Below are 17,572 nucleotides of genomic sequence, written 5' to 3' on the forward strand. Positions count from 1 at the left end.
CGCGCGATCCCCGCGGCCGCAGGTGGCACTCATGGCTGTTCCTGATCTTCGAGACCAGCCATGAGTGCCGACCGGCTGCTCGCTACTTGAAGGTGAAGTACTTCCAGGAGCCGTACGTCGTGTAGTTGAAGCTGTCCCGGGAGGTCCCCGGCAGGTAGGCCGCCCGGACGCGGTACCGGACACCGGTCTTGTGGGAACCGGTCAGCGTGTAGACCGACTTACCGGCCTTGTTCAGCGGGAGCAGCGCGCTCTTGAAGGTCTTCCACTTCCCACCCGAGTAGTACTCGACGGACAGCTTCTGCTTGCGCCCGGCGCTGTAGGTCATCGTGGTGGTGAAGATCGGGTTCACGGACTTACGGACGAAGTAGTACGACGTAGAACCGATCTTGCCGGTCTTGTACGCCTTCGCCATCGCGGTCGACACGTTGACCTTCGTGTAGAGAGCGTTCGTCACGGTTCGGGGCTCATACTGGTCGTCCCCGTTGAAGACCGCGCGGATCACCGTGCTGCGGGTCAGCTTTAGGGCCACCGACACGTTGCCGACACTGTTCACCGTAGCCGTCTTCAGCAGACGATTCGCCTGGTCGGTACCGTTGGGGTCGGCCCAGATCTGCACGGTCCGGTTGGTGTACGTGGCCCCGAGGTGCGCAGTAAGTGTGACAGTCGCGCCGTACCCGTTGACCGTCTTGTTCGGGGTCAGGGTCAGCACCGGAGTGGTGCGGCTGACCGCGACCGCCGCGTTGCCGCTAGCCGCGCTGATGCCGTCGGCACCCGGGTAGGAAACCGTGTATGTGACGGTCCCGCCGACCGGCGGCGCGTCCGTGAGGGCGAATGTGCCGGCGTCGGTGACGGTTACCGCGGGGAGTGCGACCCCGGTCGGGGAGGCCACGTCGGTCCGGGTCACCGTGAGCCCGGTGCCGGCCGGGATGCCGGTGACCTTGCCGGTGACGGTGAGAGCGGTGCCTCGGGTTGCGGTGGCCGGGGCGGTCACCTGGACAGCGGTGCTGGTCACGGTCGGCTGCTCGACCACCCACAGCGTCTCGGCGCCGCTGATGGGGTGACTCGTGATGGCGATCAGGCGACTCCCGCCCGGCTCCCACGCGAGGTCCGCGACACCGCCGTCGATCGACGAGTTGGGCAGTCGAACCTCGCGGGTGACCTCAGTCGATCCGGCCGGAAGGAGGAGCAGGTCACCGTAGCCCATGTACGGCCGGATCGTCGCCAGCCAGCCGTTCGAGGCCCGGGCGAGACCCGTCGATTCGTTCAGTGCGGTGGTGCCGACAGTCGTGAGGTCGGCCGTCGACAGGTGCAGGATGCCGTTGTCGCCACCGAGCGAGATTCGGCTGCCGTCCGCGGAGAAACTCATGTCGTTGAAGGAGTGGACGTCCGTGGAGAGACTTCGGAGGGCGATCTCCTGTTCGACGTCGCCCGAGACGTCGTAGAGCGCGACCGGCCCGTAGTAGCCGCCGACGGCGATCACATCCGGATCGACCGGACTCTTCGCGATCATCGGATCGCTGCCGTACCACAGATTGCCGGTCGGGGACGTGTGGGTCCGGACCGCACCGGTGGCCGGGTCGAGAACGCCGAAGCCGTAGCTCCTGCTCGTGAACCACAGCCTGCCGCCGGCCAGGGCGAGCCCGCGCGGGGATGCGCCCTGGGTCGGGTAGGTCGTGACCTCGCTGAGGTCAGCCGCGTTCAGCGCAACGATCTTGTCGGCGCCGGTGACCGCGACGTAGACGATCGACGAGTCGGCCGAGAGCACCACTCCATGCACATCCGTCAGGCCGGTGACCTCGGCCGCGGTCGTGCCGTCGTAGCTCACCGACAACAGTCGTCCGGCCTGCGGGTCGGTGACCAGCACGCGGCGACGCGTCGCATCGACGATGACTTCCTCGATGGAGCTCACGTCGGACATCGGGTGGCCGGCGGAGGCGGGCACGGTCACAACGACCGGATCGGCAGCGTACGCCGCGGTCGGCACACTGATGAACAGCCCGGCAAGGAGCACGCTGCCAAGCGCGGCCCGTGATATTCGCATATGGAAGTCCCTCGTATTCGATGTCGAGGAAACCTTAGAGGGTAGGACGGGACGATACGAGATCGGCCTGACGTGAGATCTCATCCAGCACCTCGGCGGCGCGGATCGCATCGTGCAGGGTCGCGCCGTGCGGCGTCCCGGAGATGATCGAGCGCAGGAACAGCGCGGCCTCGATCACCTTCAGGTCGTCGTAGCTCATCGCGTTGCCGGGACCGGGCTGGAACGCCACGAACTCGCCGTCGCCGGGCCCGGCCAGGGTGGTAAGCCCGTTGACCCGCAGCTCCCCCATTCGCCGGAAATCCCAGGTCAGGACACCGTCCGTACCGTGAATGGCGAAGCCGTAGTTGTTCTGTTCGCCGCTCGCGACGCGACTGGCCTCGATGGTCACCCGGGCGTCACCGGCTCGCAGCAGCGCCGCGAACCAGTCCTCGTTCTCGACCGTCCCCAACGGCCCGGTACCGCGTTCGTGCCCGGTGGTCGCCCCGCCCGGCGCCGGACGCCGGGGGATGAAGATCGCCGTGTCGGCCGCGACCACCTGATCGATCTCGCCGAGCAGGTAGCGGGCCAGGTCGACGGCGTGCGCGCCGAGGTCGCCGAGTACCCCGTTGCCGCCGCGGGCGCGCTGGAATCGCCAGGTCAGGGCACCGGCCGGGTCGGCCGCGTAGTCGCTGAGGAACTGGAACCGGGCGTGGGTCACCGCACCGATCCCGCCGGATCGCAGGATCGTCCGGGCCCGTTGCACGGCCGGCGCGTGCCGGTAGTTGAAGCCGACGCAGGCCTGTCCGTTCCCGATCAGCGCCCGGGCGTCGTCCGCGCTGAGCCCGACCGGTTTCTCGACCCAGATGTGCCGTCCGGTCGCCGCGAACGCCGCGCCGATCTCCCGGTGCAGGAAGTTCGGCGCGGTGATGCTGACCGCACCGATCCGCGGGTCGTCGAGCAGTTCCCGCCAGTCGGTGGCCGCGCCGGCGAATCCGAATCGGGCGGCGGCCTCGGCGGCCCGGCCGGGAACGTCGTCGGCCACTGTCACCAGTTCGGGGACCGGCAGATCGGGGTAGTGGTGGCGAGCCCGGGCATACGCCTGGGTGTGCACCCGGCCCATCCAGCCGAACCCGACCACGGCGACACCGATCGAATCCATAACGGTGCATGGTAATCGGAACGTTGGGTAACCCGTGAATCACATCACGGCATTACTGGAGGTGTTCCTATGGCCCAAAGCCTCGGTTCTCCAGCCCCGGCCTCCGATTCGGGAACCATCCGGAGCTTGATCCCGGCGCGCATCGACCGGCTCAGCTGGTCGCCGTTCCACACTCGAATGATCCTGGCGCTCGGCACCGCATGGGTGCTCGACGGCCTGGAGATCACCATCGCCAGCGCGATCGGCCCGGTCCTGAAGGAGGAGGAGACCCTCCATCTGAGCAGCACCGCCGTGGGCGCGATCGCCACGGTCTACCTGCTCGGCGAGGTCTTCGGGGCGCTGTTCTTCGGCCGCCTCTCCGACAAGCTCGGCCGCAAGAACCTGTTCGTCGTGACCCTCGGCGTGTACCTGGCCGGTAACGCGCTGACCGCGTTGACCTGGGGAAACGATGCTCTGGCGATCACCTTCCTGTATTTGACGAGATTCATAGCCGGGGCGGGCATCGGCGGTGAGTACGCCGCGATCAACTCCGCGATCGACGAGATGATGCCGGCGAAGTACCGCGGCCGGGTCGACATCGGGGTCAACGGCACGTACTGGGGCGGCGCGATCCTGGGCACGCTCGGCACGTTCATCCTGCTCGACCACATGGACCTGAACCTCGGCTGGCGGCTCGGCTTCTTGATCGGCCCGGTCATCGGTCTCTGCATCTGGAACCTGCGCCGGCACCTGCCGGAGAGCCCACGCTGGCTGATCATGCACGGCCGGGAGGCGGAGGCCGAGGAGAACATCCGGCAGATCGAGGAAGCCGTCGAGGCGTCCGGGCAGACCCTCGCCCCGGTCGACGAGTCCAAGACGATCGACATCCGGCCGACCGAGTCGCACGGCTACCTGTCGCTGCTCCGGGTGCTCTTCAAACAGTTGCCACAGCGGTCCGTCCTCGGCGCCACGCTGATGATCACGCAGTCGTTCCTCTACAACGCGATCTTCTTCACGTACACGCTGGTGCTGACCAACTTCTACAACGTCGACGAGACGAAGGCGCCGCTCTACCTAATCGCCTTCGCGGTCGGGAACCTGGCCGGGCCACTCGTCCTCGGACACTTCTTCGACGTGGTCGGGCGACGCAAGATGATCTCTGGAACGTACCTGCTCTCCGCGGTGCTCCTGGCCATCAGCGCGGTGATGTTCAACGCCGGCATCCTGAACGCGATGACCCAGACCATCGCCTGGTGCATCATCTTCTTCTTCGCCTCGGCAGGCGCCAGCTCGGCCTACCTGACGGTCAGCGAGATCTTCCCGCTGGAGATCCGCGCGCAGGCCATCGCGGTCTTCTTCGCCATCGCGCAGTGCTTCGGCGCGATCGGCCCGGTCTTCTACGGCTGGCTGATCGGCGAGGGCGAGGACCCGGGCAAACTCTTCATCGGATACCTCATCGGCGCCGCGGTCATGGCCATCGGCGGTGTCGTCGAGATCTTCCTGGGCGTCGACGCCGAGGGCAAGTCCTTGGAAGACGTCGCCACTCCGCTCTCCGCCGTCACCAGCCGCCCCCGAGCCACCGGCTGACCCAACCCCGAAGATCAAGATCGAAGGCCGATTTCCCGTACGGGGAATCGGCCTTTGTCCGCCGGTCAGAAATCGCGCCACTCGTCGAACCAGTCGTCCGCCTGCCCGTCGGACACACCGGCGCGCACTGCGAGCCCGGCGAAAGCGTCGCCCGCCTCCTCGCGCCGCACGGTGTCGATGATCCGGTACCGTGCGTCGATCCGGTTGAGCTGCTCGACGAGGCGCCGCAGGACCGCCTCGGCCCCACCGCCGTGGTCCGGCGCCTGCTTCGCCAGGGCGTCAACCGACCGCACCGCCGCCGCATACGCCTTGCACGCGGCCGCCCCGCCGCGCGGATCATCGTCGGCCCAGTCCCGGAACGGGTTCGTAAGGTTCGCCGCCAGCCAGGTGTCGTTCTTGGCCCCGGTGACGTCCACCCGGACCCCGGTGCCCCGATAGCGGGCCTTGAGGGCGGCCGCCACCGTACGGCGCAGGCCGTGGACCGTCAGCGCACTCAGCGCGGGCAGCTCGGGCAGCGTGCCGGCGTCGATCCCGTAGGCGTCGTTCATGGTCAGGTGAGCCAGCCGGGTCAGTTCACCCAATGCGGCAGCATCGTCGAGTTCGCCGGGGCCTCCACGCCAGGACAGCCACAGCTCCTCCAGCTGCCGCAACTCGGACAGCGGCGCGGCGCTGATCGTTCCCCGGCCGACCTGACGCAGGTCCCGTACCTGACCCAGCCCGGCCGGCAGCCGCTCGCCAGGCCCGGGGTCGATGACGGTCATCCTCAGCCACCGGCCGTCGCCGGCAGCGGAAACCGTCCCGATCCGGGCGCCGGCCATCAGGTGCAGCGCGGTCAGGTGGTCGGGCAGCTGAAGCAGGTCGATGGTGCCCCGGACGGACAGGCTGGTCAGTCCGGTACCGCGCAGGTCAAGGTGACGCGGGGCATCGGTCCAGGTCAGGTCGTGAACGATCGGATGATCGGTGAGCGCCGCGACGAGCCCTCGGTCAGGGCCGGTCCAGGTGAGCGACGTGCAGCGCGCGAGCAGGCCCAGGGCCGCCCAGCGCACCGGTCCGGTCGGTGGCGGGCTGAGCGGCCCGGCACCGGTCAGGTCCAGGTGCCCGGTTGCCGCGCCGAGCGTCACCGGCCCCAGCCCGAGGTCGATGTCGACCTGGCCACGGGTCGCACCCCTCCGGTACGCCTCCTTGGCTGCGGCGGGCAGATACCGGTCCCATCGTCGTTGCTCGGTTATCTGGATCGTCAGCCACGACCAACTCGAGTAGCTGTTGATCTCGCCCGACATCGCGGCCGGGACGGGCAGGTTGCCGAGCCACCTCCATCCGGGTGGGGGCAACTGGTCACCAGCGATGCCGATCCGGGCCGGCCCGCGTGGATGGGCGTGATGATCCAGCGTCAGTGGTGGCACACCGGCCAGCTGTGGCAACGCCGGGATGTCGGCGGACTCCCACGCCAGCGCGTAGGCGGTGACGCCGTTCCCGTCGGTCCCGGCGACCTGGCAGGCCCCGTATCCGCTGATCGGCAGCCGCATCACCGCGACGTCTCCGACTGCAGGTGACACCGTCGTCATCGCGAGAGGCTAGCTCACCCGAGCCCGCGTTGACAGATAGTCTGCGCGTAGATAATCTTCACGCACACCAAACGGATGAGGGAGCGACACCATGTGGGAGTACCAGCACAGCGCCGAGACCACCGCGACGCCCGAGGCTCTGTGGCGGCACTGGTCGGCGGTGGATCAGTGGCCGGAGTGGAACGACGGGGTGGCGACGATCGAGATCGACGGCCCGTTCGCCGCCGGCTCGGTGTTCACCATGACGCCGCCCGGCGAGGAGCCACTGCGGATGCGGCTGACCGAGGTCGTGCCCGGCAAGCTGTTCACCGACGAGCTGGACGCCGGGGATTTCGTCGTCCGCACCGTGCACTCGCTGGAGCCGGTGGACGGCGGCCGGACCCGGGTGGTCTACCGCACCGAGATCAGCGGTCCCGCCGCCGACCAGGTCGGGCCGCAGATCGGGCCGGCCATCACCGCCGATTTCCCGGATGTCGTCGCGGCGCTGGTCCGGCGGGCGGAAAGCTGAGGCATGGCACTCGACCCCGGCGACAGCCCCGGCTTCCTGATGTGGCACGTCACGCTCCGCTGGCAGCGTGAGATCGCGGCGGCGCTGGCCCCCCTGGACCTGACCCATGTTCAGTTCGTGCTGCTGGCCACCACGTGGTGGCTGAACACCCGCGGCGAGCCGCCGAACCAGCTGACCGTGGCCCGGCAGGCCGGCACCGACGTGAAGATGACCTCGCAGGTGATCCGCAAGCTGGAGGCCAAGTCACTGATCGAGCGCGAGGTCGACGCCGCCGACACCCGCGCCAAACTCCTGCGGGTCACCGACCACGGCGCCGCTGTCGCTCAGCGGGCGATCACGGCAGTGGAAGCCACCGACGCCGCCTTCTTCGGCTCCGTCGCCGACCCGAAGGCACTCCTGGCAATCCTGCGCCCCCTGGCCAACCCCCCACCTCCCGTCACAGGCTGACTCCGAGGTCGCAAAACGCCGCCGGTGAGGAGACAGCTGGTTTTCCGACGCCCGCGGGGTGTGCGGGTGGCGGAAAACCAGCTGCCTCCTCACCGGTTACAAGGCGTTTTGCCGCGAAGCGAAGCGGAGCAATCAAACACAGCAATCAAGCACTATGGGCTGCGACGAACTCGGCGATGTAGTCGTTGAGCTGCTTCCGGGGCTGCCAGCCGAGCCCGGCCGCCTTGGTCAGGTCGGCCTTGCCGCGCACCCGCTCGCCGGGCAGCGCCGGGATCAGTGTGATCTCCGTGCCGAAGAGCCCGGCGACTTCGGCGAGCGGCCATTCCCGCCCGGTGCCGAGCAGGTATCCGTCGCCTTCGCCGCTGCGGGCGACCAGGATCAGCCCGCGGACGATGTCGTCGATGTGGGTGAAGTCGCGGGTCTGGGTGCCGGGCGAGACGACGGTGAGCGGCTGACCGGCCAGGTACTGCCGCTCGAAGATGCCGATGACGGTCGCGTACTTCCCGTTGGAGATCTGGCCGGGGCCGTAGACGTTGTAGAAGTACGCGATGGCGTAGTCCAGCCCGAACCAGCTCGAGTAGTTCTTGATGTACTCGATGTTCTTCGCCTTGGTCCAGGCGTACGGGTTGAGGTTCTCGTCGTCGCCGTCGTTGCCGAACTTGGAGCTGGAGCCGGCGTAGATCAGCTTCGCCCTGGCGGCGGCGGTGAACTTCACCACCTCCTTGGTCCCCAGGAGGTTGAAGTCCCAGGTCAGGTCGTGGTCCTCGAAGGACTGCACGATCCGCGAGTACTCCCCGAGGTGGAAGACCAGCGACGGGGCCGGCAGCCCGTGACCGGCCCAGATCTTGGCGATCTCGGTGGTCGAGCCTTCGAGGTAGGTCACCCGGGGGTCGTGGACGTGATTCTCCGACGACCCGGTGAAGTAGTTGTCCAGCGAGACGATCGTGGCGTCCGGGAACTCGGTCAGCAGGGACGTGATCAGCGCGGTACCGACGAATCCGGCACCACCGGTGACCAGCAGAGTTTGACTCAACGTAGTTCCCAACCTTCAGCCGCGGCGAGTGCGCCGACAAGGCTACCAAGCGAAGCGGCCGTACCCGAACTCGTCGGGTACGGCCGCGATACTTCACCTCATGGAGGTCACCAGCGAGAAGGCGCAGGTGGGGTGACGACTGGCGGACGGTCGTCGCAGGTGATCACGTTCGGGACGAACGGGCCGAGCCAACCACCGTCGTTACCGCCGAGATCACTGAGGGTGAACTCGGACCCGCTGGGTGTGAAGTGGAACGAGCCGCAGTTGTTCACGCCGACCGCTCCGACGTTGCGCGCGTCGACGTTCTCGAACGTGGCGCTGCCGGCTGTCCGGGCGCTGATCACGCTGGTTCCGGTGCCGTCGACCCGTACGTCGGAGAAGTGCACCCCGTTGATCGAGTAGAGGTCTTTCACCGGCCAGTCGGAGACCAGCATGATCGCGTTGTACGTACTGTCCAGGTAGTGATCCCCGGTGACCCGGATGTCCGCGTCGATGCTGGAGTCGAGCGCGTAGAACCAGATCGCGCCGAGACCGATGTTCCAGGTCAGCTCGTACGTCCCGGCCCGTACCGTCGTGTTGTCCTTGATCTTGAGGTGGCCGGTGAACGGCTCGGCGCCGAAGCGGGAGCCGACATGGAGGCCGCTGCCCTCCCGGATCGGGTCGGCGATCAGGTTCCGTGACACGGTGTTGTCGGCGCCGCCGTAGATCGCGATGCCGTTGGCCAGGGTCGGCGTCTGGATCGTGTTCCGGTCGAACGTGTTGCCGCTGTCCGCGATCTTCTCCGACCACATCGCCAGCCCGTCGTCGCCGGTGTTGCGGATGAAGTTGTTCCGCACGACCGACCCGGTGACGCCGGTGTGGAAGTTCAGCCCGTCGGCGATCTGGTCGACGATGATGTTGCCGCTGACCTCGACGTTCGACATCGGACCGTCGAACCAGAGCCCGACCTTGGTGTGCCGCAGGTGCAGCCCGGTGATCGTCGAGTCGCTCATCGCGCCGCCGATGCCGTTGACCTGGTCGGTGTCGATGCGCTCGCGGACGTCACCCTCGATCGCGAAGTCGGCGAGGTGCACGTTCCGGCTGCCACCGTCCTTGCCGTAGAAACCGACCCCGGTGTGTACGGACCCGTCCGGTGCCGGCGTGGCCAGCGCCACCTCGTGACCCTTGACCGTGGTGTACCAGTTGCCGGCCCCGGTGATCGTCACGTCGTCGACGACGAGGTGCCGGTTGACCTGGAAGACGCCCGGCGGCAGGTAGACACGGCGATGGACCTTCTTCGCGTACGCGATGGCCCGCTCGATCGCCGGTGCCGCGTCCCGCCGCCCGGTCGGGTCGGCGCCGAACAGCAGCACGTCGACGCCGGCGAGGTCGACCTTCGGCGCCCCGACCAGTTCCGAGTCGAGCAGGTCGATCGTGGTCGTCACCTGGCGCGCGGTGAGCCGGATCTTCTCCCCGGCGCGGTAGGTGCGGCCGAGCAGCAGGCGCTGCTCGTCGTAGAAGTGCATCGGCCGGAACGGTGTGCTCACCTGGGGAGCCGGCGTGGTGGCCGCCGGCACGCAGGAGCACTCGGTGATCCACCAGTCCGGGTGCAGCAGTCCGGCCCGCGGGTCGTTGCTGAACGGGTACTGGTTGTAGAGCCACGAGTACTGCGAGGTCAGCGTCATCGTGCGGGTGCCGCCGGGCGTGCCGACGGTCAGCGGCGTGGTGATCCCGCCGCCGGTCGGCGCGTCCGGGAGGCTGTAGCGCACGGTGATCGCGTTGGCGGCCTTGGGCAGGGTGAACTCGACGTACTCCCCCGGGTCGAGCGAGACGGCGGACCGTCCGGAGGCCTCGGCGGCGAGCGTGTACGCGGCCCGGCTCGGGCTGAGCACGTCGCCGGTGGTGACGGCGTGCTCGGCCTCTTGCTCGGCGAACGCGACTCCTGCGCCGCGCCCGGCGACCAGGGCCGGATCGAGAGCGGCGCGAGTGGCCGCGGGTGTGGTGGCGGTGGAGGACGGATGTGCTGCGGCAGCGTCGGCCGGGCCGATCGCCACGCCGAGGGTGACCAGCGGCGTGGCCAGGAGAGCGGCCCAGCGGGGCGGAGCGAACATGCCGCGACCATAGAAGTTCTGTGATCTGCTCCACAAGGGTCGGTCCTGTTTTGCCGAGATTCTGCTTAGTTTTTGCAACGCATAGGTTGCTGCTTGCTGATCGCGTCAGCTCTCTTCCGCAACGCACGACGTTCCGCGTCCGAGCCGGCCAGGTCGGCCGCCTGCCGGAACAGCTCGGCGGCGGCACCCCGATCACCGGCGCGCTCGGTCAGGTCGGCCGCGGCAGCCGCCGCCGGGGCGTACCCGTCGAGGGCGTCCCCGACCGCGGCGAGCAACTTCAACCCGGGCCGGGGACCGTGCGCGTAACCGTGCGCGACCGCCCGGTTCACCTCGACGACCGGGGACGGGTGGACGCGGGCGAGCTGGTCGTACCAGCCGGCCACGGTCGGCCAGTCGGTGGCCTCGAAGCTCGGCGCGGTCGCGTGGCAGGCGGCGATGTGCGCCTGAATCGCGTACGGCCCGGTCACCGGACTCGCGCCGAGCAGCCCGACCGCCTCGTCGATCGCGGCGTGATCCCACCGGGAGCGGTCCTGCTGCTCCAGCGTGACCAGGTCACCGGCCTCGTCGGCCCGGGTCGCCCGCCTCGAGTGCTGCAGCAGGCAGAGCGCCAGCAGCGCCGTCGCCTCCGGTTCGGCCGGCAGCAGCCGGGCCAGCCGGATCGCCTCCCCGGCCAGGTCCGGCTCACCGTCGTACCCCCGGGTGAAGAGCAGATAGAGGACGGCCAGGACGGACGGGAGCCGCTCGGCCAGCGCCGGCCCGGACGGCACCCGATACGGGATCCTCGCCTGCGCGATCTTGGCCTTCGCCCGGCTCAGCCGCCGCGCCATCGCCGACTCACCGACCAGGAAAAGGCGCGCGATCTCAGCGGTTTCAACACCCGCGACAGTACGGAGGGTGAGGGCCACCCGGGACTCCATCGCCAGCGCCGGATGGCAGCACGTGAAGATCAGCCGCAGCCGGTCGTCGCCCTGCGGCGGGGGCTCGTGATCCTGCAACAGGGCCAGATCCCGCAACTTCCGGTCGGCCATCGCGGCCCGCCGGAGCTGATCGATCGCGCGATTCCGGGCGGCCGTCATCAGCCAGCCGCCCGGATTCGCCGGCATCCCGTCGCGCGGCCACCGGGCCAGCGCCGACTCGACCGCGTCCATCGCGCAGTCCTCGGCGAGCTGCCAGTCACCGGTGAGCCGGATCAGCGTCGCGACGACCTTGCCGTACGCCTCCCGGAAGACGGGCTCATTCACCGTGGTACGGCCGCAGCTCCAGCCGCCCGGACCAGGCCATCGGGTGCCTGCGGGCCACCTCGATCGCCTCGTCGAGGTCGGCGCACTCCAGGATGTCGAAGCCCACGATCACCTCTTTGGTCTCGGCGAACGGGCCGTCGGTGAGCAGCAGCTCGCCGCCACGAACCCGGACCGTGGTCGCCGCCTCCGGACTGACCAGCTGATTGCCCAGCACCCGGCGGCCGTTGGCGTCGTTCTCGGCCACCCACTCGAAGATGTCGGGAGCCTCCAGTTCGGTCTCCGGCTCGGTGTCGGTGCAGACGAACATCATGTACTTCATGGTGTCCCTTTCGTTGGTCTCATCCCGATGACGAACGGCCACACCGTTTCAGGACACCGGGATGTTGAAAGGCGTGATTATTTTTACGGCAGCCCGTGGAAACGCCGGCCCGGGATCCTCGTGCAGCACCGCGTTGATCCGGTGCGCCCGGAGCAGCGGCAGATTCTCCCCGTCCAGGCCGTGCGCCACGAACACGTCGTAATTGCGGTTCTCGGCCTCGAACGCCGCGACCACCTCGGCACAGCCACCGCTGCGCGGCACGTAGACGGCCCGTACCGCCCGTGTCCCGGCCAGCGTGCCCCGCACCTGATCCGGACCGGTCACCTGATGCAGCCGCCGGGCCGGGCCGAGCACCTTGCGGAAGCCGTCGATCCGCTGCTCGGTGCCCGTTCCCGCGACCACCAGCACGTCTCCGGCCCGGTCGTGCAGCCACTGCTCGACCAGATAGGCCGCGGTCTGCCCGGCCTCGCCATCGAGTGCCGCCCGTTTCGCCGGGCCGATCGCCACGAACTCGCGGTCCAGGGCCGCGATCGCCTGGTGCACCTGGCGAGCCGTGCTCTCCCGGACACCACCACGCTGGTGCAGCACCCGGTCGACGGTGGCCGGGCTCAGGCCGGCTCGCGTGGCGATCTCCCGGATCGGGTGGGGGTGCTTCACGACGTACAGGATGATGGGTTCTTGAGGTGGCATGGAAGGTCTTTGATGTTTTCTCATCCCATCACGTGACCGGTGGAACCGTCGCTAGGCTCCCGGGGTGCGCGTGATCTCCCGCCGGACCGACGCCGGCATCGAAGTGTTCTCCGAAGATCTGGAGTCCTCCCGGGTCTTCCCCGTGCCGCCCGGTTTCTGGGGCTGGTCGGCCCCCTCGACCAGGGATGCCCTGGTCTACGCGACCGGGGACTCGGCGGTGATCCGGATCGATCCGGACGGCCGCGAGCAGTGGCGTCTCGATCTCGGCACCGAGGCGTCGAACGGCCAGGCGGCCATGATCGCGGTCCAGTTCTCCGCCGACGACGCGAAGGTCTGGGTCTACGCGCCGGACGGGATGCCGGGGCACGACGCCTGGATCGTGCTCGACGCGACCACCGGCGAGGTCGAGAGCCGGCGATCGCTGGCGGCCGCGGGACAGGGCGCGGAGCACTTCCCGCTCCGCGACGGCCGCATGCTGCTCGACGTCGGCGAGGGTCAGGACGGCTCGCTGATCTTCCTCGCCGGGCCGGAGGGCGAGCCGCACGACTACGGATGGTCGGACCGGGTGCTGATCGACGTCTCACCGGACGAGCGCCAGTTCATGACGATCGACCACGACGGCCAGGCCGACGTGGCGCTGCACGCGTTCCCCGGCGGCGAGGTGCTCACCCGGCTCACGGTCGCGGACTTCGGCGAGGATCCCGAGGTCGGCGTGATCGAGTGGACCGGTGGTTACCTCGACGCGGAGACCGCCATCGTGGTCGTCTACGGCGAGGACGAGGAATCGGACGGCCCGTGGTGGCGGCACTACCGGGTCGGCACCCGCACCGGCGAGGTGCTGGGTGACCTGGGCATCGTCACGATCGACGAGAACGACCTGCAGCCGCTGGGGGACGGCACCTTCGTCGTCACTGATACCGACGGAACCCTCAGGCGCATGTGATCAAGCGCCGAAGAAGATAAAGTAGTTACGCCTATCCGAGAGGCGCTGCAACGGACAACGGAGTCCGCCACGCTCGGGTGCGGTGTGTTGACGTAAGGGCGCCTCCTGAGAGGGAGGAGCCCTCTTTTCATGAGCGACAAACTTCGATCCGTCAACGGTCTCGACTTCGCGATCGCCGACATCAACCTGGCCGAGGCCGGCCGTCACCAGCTGCGGCTGGCCGAGCACGAGATGCCGGGCCTGATGTCGCTGCGCGAGGAGTTCGGCGACTCGAAGCCGCTGACCGGCGCCCGGATCGCCGGTTCGCTGCACATGACCGTGCAGACCGCGGTCCTGATCGAGACGCTGGTCGCGCTCGGCGCCGAGGTCCGCTGGGTGTCCTGCAACATCTTCTCCACGCAGGACGAGGCGGCCGCCGCGGTCGTCGTCGGCCGTGAGGGCACCGTCGACGCCCCGGCCGGCGTCCCGGTCTTCGCCTGGAAGGGCGAGTCCCTGGAGGAGTACTGGTGGGCCACCACCCAGCTCTTCGACTTCGGCAACGGCCAGGGTCCGAACATGATCCTGGACGACGGCGGCGACGCCACCCTGCTGGTGCACAAGGGTGTCGAGTTCGAGGCGGCCGGCGCGGTCCCGTCGACGACGGAGAACGACAGCCACGAGTACTCGATCATTCTGGACACCCTGCGGGCCAGCCTGGCCGAGGACCCGCAGCGGTTCACCAAGATCGCGTCGGAGATCCGCGGCGTGACCGAGGAGACCACCACCGGTGTGGCCCGGCTCTACAAGCTGGCCAAGGAGGGCACGCTGCTCTTCCCGGCGATCAACGTCAACGACGCGGTCACCAAGAGCAAGTTCGACAACAAGTACGGTATCCGGCACTCCCTGGTCGACGGCCTGAACCGCGCGACCGACGTGATGCTGGGCGGCAAGCTCGCGCTGGTCTGTGGTTACGGTGACGTCGGCAAGGGCGCGGCGGAGACGCTGCGTGGCCAGGGCGCCCGCGTCGTGGTGACCGAGGTCGACCCGATCTGCGCGCTGCAGGCGGCGATGGACGGTCTGCAGGTCGCGCGGATCGAGGACGTGGTCGGCGAGGCCGACATCTTCGTGACCACGACCGGTGGCACCGACATCATCACGGTCGAGCACCTGTCGGCGATGAAGCACAACGCGATCGTCGGCAACGTCGGTCACTTCGACGACGAGATCGACATGGCCGGGCTGAACAAGGTCGCGGGCATCGAGAAGATCGAGATCAAGCCGCAGGTGCACGAGTGGCGCTTCCCGGACGGGCACTCGGTGATCGTGCTCTCCGAGGGTCGCCTGATGAACCTGGGCAACGCCACGGGTCACCCCAGCTTCGTGATGTCGGCGTCGTTCACCAACCAGGTGATGGCCCAGATCGAGCTGTGGACCAAGCCGGGTGAGTACGAGAAGCAGGTCTTCGTTCTCCCGAAGCACCTGGACGAGAAGGTCGCGCGCCTGCACCTGGACGCGCTGGGCGTGAAGCTGACCACGCTGACCAAGAAGCAGGCGGAGTACCTGGGCGTGGACGTCGAGGGTCCGTTCAAGCCGGAGCACTACCGCTACTGAGGTATAAGCAGTAAATAGTCCCCCTATGTCGGATTAGGCGCAGCTAGCCTGCTCCTACCGACATAGGGGGTTTTGCTATGACACTTCGACGTCTCGCGACAGTCCTCACCGTGGTCGCAGCGCTGGTCGCACCGGCCACGGCCGCCACGGCGGTCCGCCGCCTGGATCCGGACGCCGCCTTCCTGCGCACCGCCCACCAGGGCAATCTCGCCCAGATCGCGCTCGGCCGGATCACCGCCCGTAAGGCCACCAGCCCGGCTCTGCGGCGGCTCGGCGCCCGTTTCGCCGCCGACAGCGCCCGCCTCGACCAGGCTGTCCGGGCGACCGCGCAGCGCCTGGACGTCCCGCTGGACCCGGAGCCGAACAGCACCGTTGCGCAGAGCGTGATGGTCTACCGCTCCACCCCGGACGCCGAGTTCGACCAGCTCTTCGTCTCCAGCCAGACCATGCTGCACGAACGGGCGGCCCGGGTGGTCCGCGCGGAACTCACCGACGGTGACGAGGCCGCCGTGCGTCAGCTCGCCCGCCGCGCGCTGGCCGTCGTCCGGGGGCACCGTGCCTCGCTGGGTCATTTCGGTCAGTAATCCGCCGGTAATCCCGATCACGTCATCCACCTGCCACAACTGTGTGACCGGGAATAGCGAAGAATAGGGAGATGAGCCACGAGGAGACCCTTCTTTTCGGTCTGGGGGCCATCGCGATCATCGTGCTGGTCCACTGGATCACCGGGAAGACCGGCCTGCCCGCCGCCGTCCTGCTGACTGTTGCCGGCATCATTTACGCGTTCCTGCCCGGCCAGAATTTCGAGATCGAACCCGACGTGATCTTCACGTTCCTCCTGCCGCCGCTGCTCTACAACGCGGCGCTGGATTCTTCACTTATCGACATCCGCCGCAATCTACGCACCGTGATCAGCCTTTCGGTCGCCCTGGTGATCGTCACCGCGTTCCTGGTCGGCCTCGGGCTCTCGCTCGTGGTCGGCGGCGTCACCCTGGCCGCCGGGATCGCCCTGGGCGCGGCCGTGGCGCCTCCCGATCCGGTCGCCGCGCTGGCCGTCGGCCGCAAGGCCGGCCTGCCGCCGCGGCTGATCACCCTGATCCAGGGCGAGGGCCTGCTCAACGACGCGACCGCGCTGACCATCCTGCTGGTGGCCCAGCAGGTCGCCGTCGGCAAGGAGGAGTTCACCTTCTCCAACACGGCCGGGAAGTTCCTGGTGATGGCGGCGGGCGGCGTGGTCGTCGGCGTCGCGGTCGCCTATCTCGTCCGGTTCCTGCGGGTGCTGCGCGCCGACCCGCTGACCGCCAACGCGATCTCGCTGATCACCCCGATGGCCGCGTTCCTGGCGGCCGAGCACTTCCACCTCTCCGGTGTGCTGGCGGTCGTGGTGGCCGGCCTGATCATCGGGCACGACACCCCGCGGTACGCGACCGGCGCCAGCCGGCTGCAGACCGCCGCTGTCTGGCGACTGATCGACTTCCTGCTCGAGGGCGCGGTCTTCCTGCTGATCGGCGTCCAGATGCGCAAGGTGCTGGACGAGCTCCACGAGTACAAGACCAGCACGATCGTGATCGCGGTCAGTGTCACGCTCGCCGTGGTCCTGCTGCTGCGCCCGATCTGGCTGCTGCTCACCCAATTGTTGCCGCGCTCGCTGCACACCCGGCTGGGCGGCGAGGACGAGGACGACGAACTGGAGGACCTGCCGAAGGCCAAGCGCCGGGAGAAATCGCTCGGCGGGCGGGAGTCGGTCGCGCTGAGCTGGGCCGGCACCCGCGGCGTGATCACGCTCGCCGCGGTCTACAGCTTGAACACCAACATCCCGAACCGCGGTCTGCTGGCGTTCTGCGCGTTCGCGGTGGTGCTGGTCACGCTGATCGGCCAGGGCCTGACGTTCGCGCCGCTGGTCAAGTGGCTGGGCCTGCGGGCGAACCAGACCGACAAGGCGCGGCTGCGCAACGAGGCCCGCTCGGCCGCGGTGCGGGCCGCGCTGAACCGGCTCGACGACATCCAGGGCGAGCAGCACGACAACGTCGAGGACGAGGCGATGGAGACCATGCGCAAGCAGCTCCAGATCCGCCTCGACCGCTACCGGCACCGGCTCGACCTGCTGGAACAGGTCGACACCCCGGAGTTGCCGCCGTCACCGCAGTACGAGGCGGCGCTGATGGTCCGCCAGGCCGTGATCGACGCCGAGCGCGAGGAACTGCTGCGCTGGCGCGACGCCGGCCGACTCGACGACGAGAACCTGCGGGTGCTCAACCGCGAGTTGGACCATGAGGAACTGGTCCTGCCGAAACGCGGCAAGTTGTCGCACTGACCTGTCGATCCGGCCTGCGGCAACGCCGCCGGACGGCTGGTTCGCACCGTGGTTGTTCGTGCCTTGAAACCACGGTGCGAACCAGCC

15 protein-coding genes and 1 riboswitch are annotated in these 17,572 nt (G+C 68.5%); of the genes, 7 read left to right on the forward strand and 8 right to left on the reverse strand.

All coding sequences use genetic code 11. From position 1 onward, the window contains the following. Nucleotides 1-82: 82 nt before the first annotated feature. Nucleotides 83-2,041, reverse strand: coding sequence for a hypothetical protein (locus tag ACH442_RS42160; RefSeq protein WP_396343766.1), 1,959 nt, complete (start codon nucleotides 2,039-2,041; stop codon nucleotides 83-85). A gap of 34 nt (nucleotides 2,042-2,075) precedes the next feature. Then, nucleotides 2,076-3,179 carry a Gfo/Idh/MocA family protein gene (locus tag ACH442_RS42165; protein WP_396343767.1) on the reverse strand — a complete coding sequence of 368 codons (1,104 nt, stop codon included), beginning with the start codon at nucleotides 3,177-3,179 and terminating at the stop codon, nucleotides 2,076-2,078. 126 nt (nucleotides 3,180-3,305) lie between these two features. On the opposite strand from ACH442_RS42165, the gene ACH442_RS42170 reads away from it, so the two are divergent. After that, the gene (locus ACH442_RS42170) at nucleotides 3,306-4,745 is read left to right on the forward strand and encodes an MFS transporter (RefSeq protein ID WP_396343768.1); all 1,440 of its coding nucleotides are present in this window, start codon (nucleotides 3,306-3,308) and stop codon (nucleotides 4,743-4,745) included. A gap of 65 nt (nucleotides 4,746-4,810) precedes the next feature. Here the strand turns inward: ACH442_RS42170 and ACH442_RS42175 are convergent, their stop codons facing one another. Next, on the reverse strand, nucleotides 4,811-6,310 hold the full coding sequence (locus ACH442_RS42175; protein WP_396343769.1) for a hypothetical protein: 1,500 nt from the start codon (nucleotides 6,308-6,310) through the stop codon (nucleotides 4,811-4,813). A 91-nt stretch (nucleotides 6,311-6,401) separates the two neighbouring features. Here ACH442_RS42175 and ACH442_RS42180 point away from each other — a divergent pair, with 91 nt between their 5' ends. Together ACH442_RS42180 and ACH442_RS42185 are read left to right on the forward strand one after the other, a co-directional pair. Next, the gene (locus ACH442_RS42180) at nucleotides 6,402-6,818 is read left to right on the forward strand and encodes an SRPBCC family protein (protein WP_396343770.1); all 417 of its coding nucleotides are present in this window, start codon (nucleotides 6,402-6,404) and stop codon (nucleotides 6,816-6,818) included. 3 nt (nucleotides 6,819-6,821) lie between these two features. After that, entirely contained in the window at nucleotides 6,822-7,265 is a 444-nt protein-coding gene (locus ACH442_RS42185; RefSeq protein WP_396343771.1) for a MarR family winged helix-turn-helix transcriptional regulator, read from the forward strand. A gap of 145 nt (nucleotides 7,266-7,410) precedes the next feature. On the opposite strand, the gene ACH442_RS42190 is transcribed toward ACH442_RS42185, so the two are convergent. From ACH442_RS42190 to ACH442_RS42210, 5 genes are all read right to left on the reverse strand, one after another. Further along, nucleotides 7,411-8,298, reverse strand: a complete 888-nt coding sequence (locus ACH442_RS42190) for an NAD-dependent epimerase/dehydratase family protein (protein ID WP_396343772.1) — start codon at nucleotides 8,296-8,298, stop codon at nucleotides 7,411-7,413. A gap of 107 nt (nucleotides 8,299-8,405) precedes the next feature. Continuing rightward, complete coding sequence (locus ACH442_RS42195; protein ID WP_396343773.1) at nucleotides 8,406-10,388, reverse strand: glycosyl hydrolase family 28-related protein; 1,983 nt, start codon at nucleotides 10,386-10,388, stop codon at nucleotides 8,406-8,408. A gap of 65 nt (nucleotides 10,389-10,453) precedes the next feature. Beyond that, a complete protein-coding gene (locus ACH442_RS42200; RefSeq protein ID WP_396343774.1) occupies nucleotides 10,454-11,629 on the reverse strand; it encodes an RNA polymerase sigma factor in 1,176 nt (391 codons plus the stop codon). Then, nucleotides 11,622-11,948: a YciI family protein gene (locus ACH442_RS42205; RefSeq protein WP_396343775.1), complete on the reverse strand. Its 327-nt coding sequence runs from the start codon at nucleotides 11,946-11,948 to the stop codon at nucleotides 11,622-11,624. Before ACH442_RS42205 ends, ACH442_RS42200 begins: the two co-directional genes overlap by 8 nt. Before the next feature lie 48 nt (nucleotides 11,949-11,996). Further along, nucleotides 11,997-12,605 carry a LacI family DNA-binding transcriptional regulator gene (locus ACH442_RS42210; RefSeq protein ID WP_396343776.1) on the reverse strand — a complete coding sequence of 203 codons (609 nt, stop codon included), beginning with the start codon at nucleotides 12,603-12,605 and terminating at the stop codon, nucleotides 11,997-11,999. Nucleotides 12,606-12,702: 97 nt separating this feature from the next. On the opposite strand from ACH442_RS42210, the gene ACH442_RS42215 reads away from it, so the two are divergent. From ACH442_RS42215 to ACH442_RS42230, 4 genes are all read left to right on the forward strand, one after another. Continuing rightward, on the forward strand, nucleotides 12,703-13,581 hold the full coding sequence (locus ACH442_RS42215) for a hypothetical protein (protein ID WP_396343777.1): 879 nt from the start codon (nucleotides 12,703-12,705) through the stop codon (nucleotides 13,579-13,581). Between the two features lie 31 nt (nucleotides 13,582-13,612). Then, nucleotides 13,613-13,692, forward strand: a riboswitch (S-adenosyl-L-homocysteine riboswitch). Nucleotides 13,693-13,710: 18 nt separating this feature from the next. Continuing rightward, nucleotides 13,711-15,171, forward strand: a complete 1,461-nt coding sequence (ahcY, locus tag ACH442_RS42220) for an adenosylhomocysteinase (protein ID WP_396343778.1) — start codon at nucleotides 13,711-13,713, stop codon at nucleotides 15,169-15,171. A gap of 77 nt (nucleotides 15,172-15,248) precedes the next feature. Next, entirely contained in the window at nucleotides 15,249-15,755 is a 507-nt protein-coding gene (locus ACH442_RS42225; protein WP_396343779.1) for a DUF4142 domain-containing protein, read from the forward strand. Between the two features lie 71 nt (nucleotides 15,756-15,826). Beyond that, nucleotides 15,827-17,485 carry a Na+/H+ antiporter gene (locus tag ACH442_RS42230; RefSeq protein WP_396343780.1) on the forward strand — a complete coding sequence of 553 codons (1,659 nt, stop codon included), beginning with the start codon at nucleotides 15,827-15,829 and terminating at the stop codon, nucleotides 17,483-17,485. The last annotated feature ends 87 nt before the right edge of the window (nucleotides 17,486-17,572 follow it).

The organism is Actinoplanes sp. NPDC020271 (assembly GCF_044388125.1).
Classification (GTDB): Bacteria; Actinomycetota; Actinomycetes; order Mycobacteriales; family Micromonosporaceae; genus Actinoplanes.

Excerpts from the sequence above, each read along its gene's own strand:
- ahcY (WP_396343778.1), top strand. The coding sequence starts at position 13,711 with ATGAGCGACAAACTTCGATCCGTCAACGGTCTCGACTTCGCGATCGCC.
- ACH442_RS42230 (WP_396343780.1), top strand. The coding sequence starts at position 15,827 with ATGAGCCACGAGGAGACCCTTCTTTTCGGTCTGGGGGCCATCGCGATC.
- ACH442_RS42205 (WP_396343775.1), bottom strand. The coding sequence starts at position 11,948 with ATGAAGTACATGATGTTCGTCTGCACCGACACCGAGCCGGAGACCGAA.
- ACH442_RS42180 (WP_396343770.1), top strand. The coding sequence starts at position 6,402 with ATGTGGGAGTACCAGCACAGCGCCGAGACCACCGCGACGCCCGAGGCT.
- ACH442_RS42195 (WP_396343773.1), bottom strand. The coding sequence starts at position 10,388 with ATGTTCGCTCCGCCCCGCTGGGCCGCTCTCCTGGCCACGCCGCTGGTC.
- ACH442_RS42225 (WP_396343779.1), top strand. The coding sequence starts at position 15,249 with ATGACACTTCGACGTCTCGCGACAGTCCTCACCGTGGTCGCAGCGCTG.
- ACH442_RS42160 (WP_396343766.1), bottom strand. The coding sequence starts at position 2,041 with ATGCGAATATCACGGGCCGCGCTTGGCAGCGTGCTCCTTGCCGGGCTG.
- ACH442_RS42175 (WP_396343769.1), bottom strand. The coding sequence starts at position 6,310 with ATGACGACGGTGTCACCTGCAGTCGGAGACGTCGCGGTGATGCGGCTG.
- ACH442_RS42185 (WP_396343771.1), top strand. The coding sequence starts at position 6,822 with ATGGCACTCGACCCCGGCGACAGCCCCGGCTTCCTGATGTGGCACGTC.
- ACH442_RS42165 (WP_396343767.1), bottom strand. The coding sequence starts at position 3,179 with ATGGATTCGATCGGTGTCGCCGTGGTCGGGTTCGGCTGGATGGGCCGG.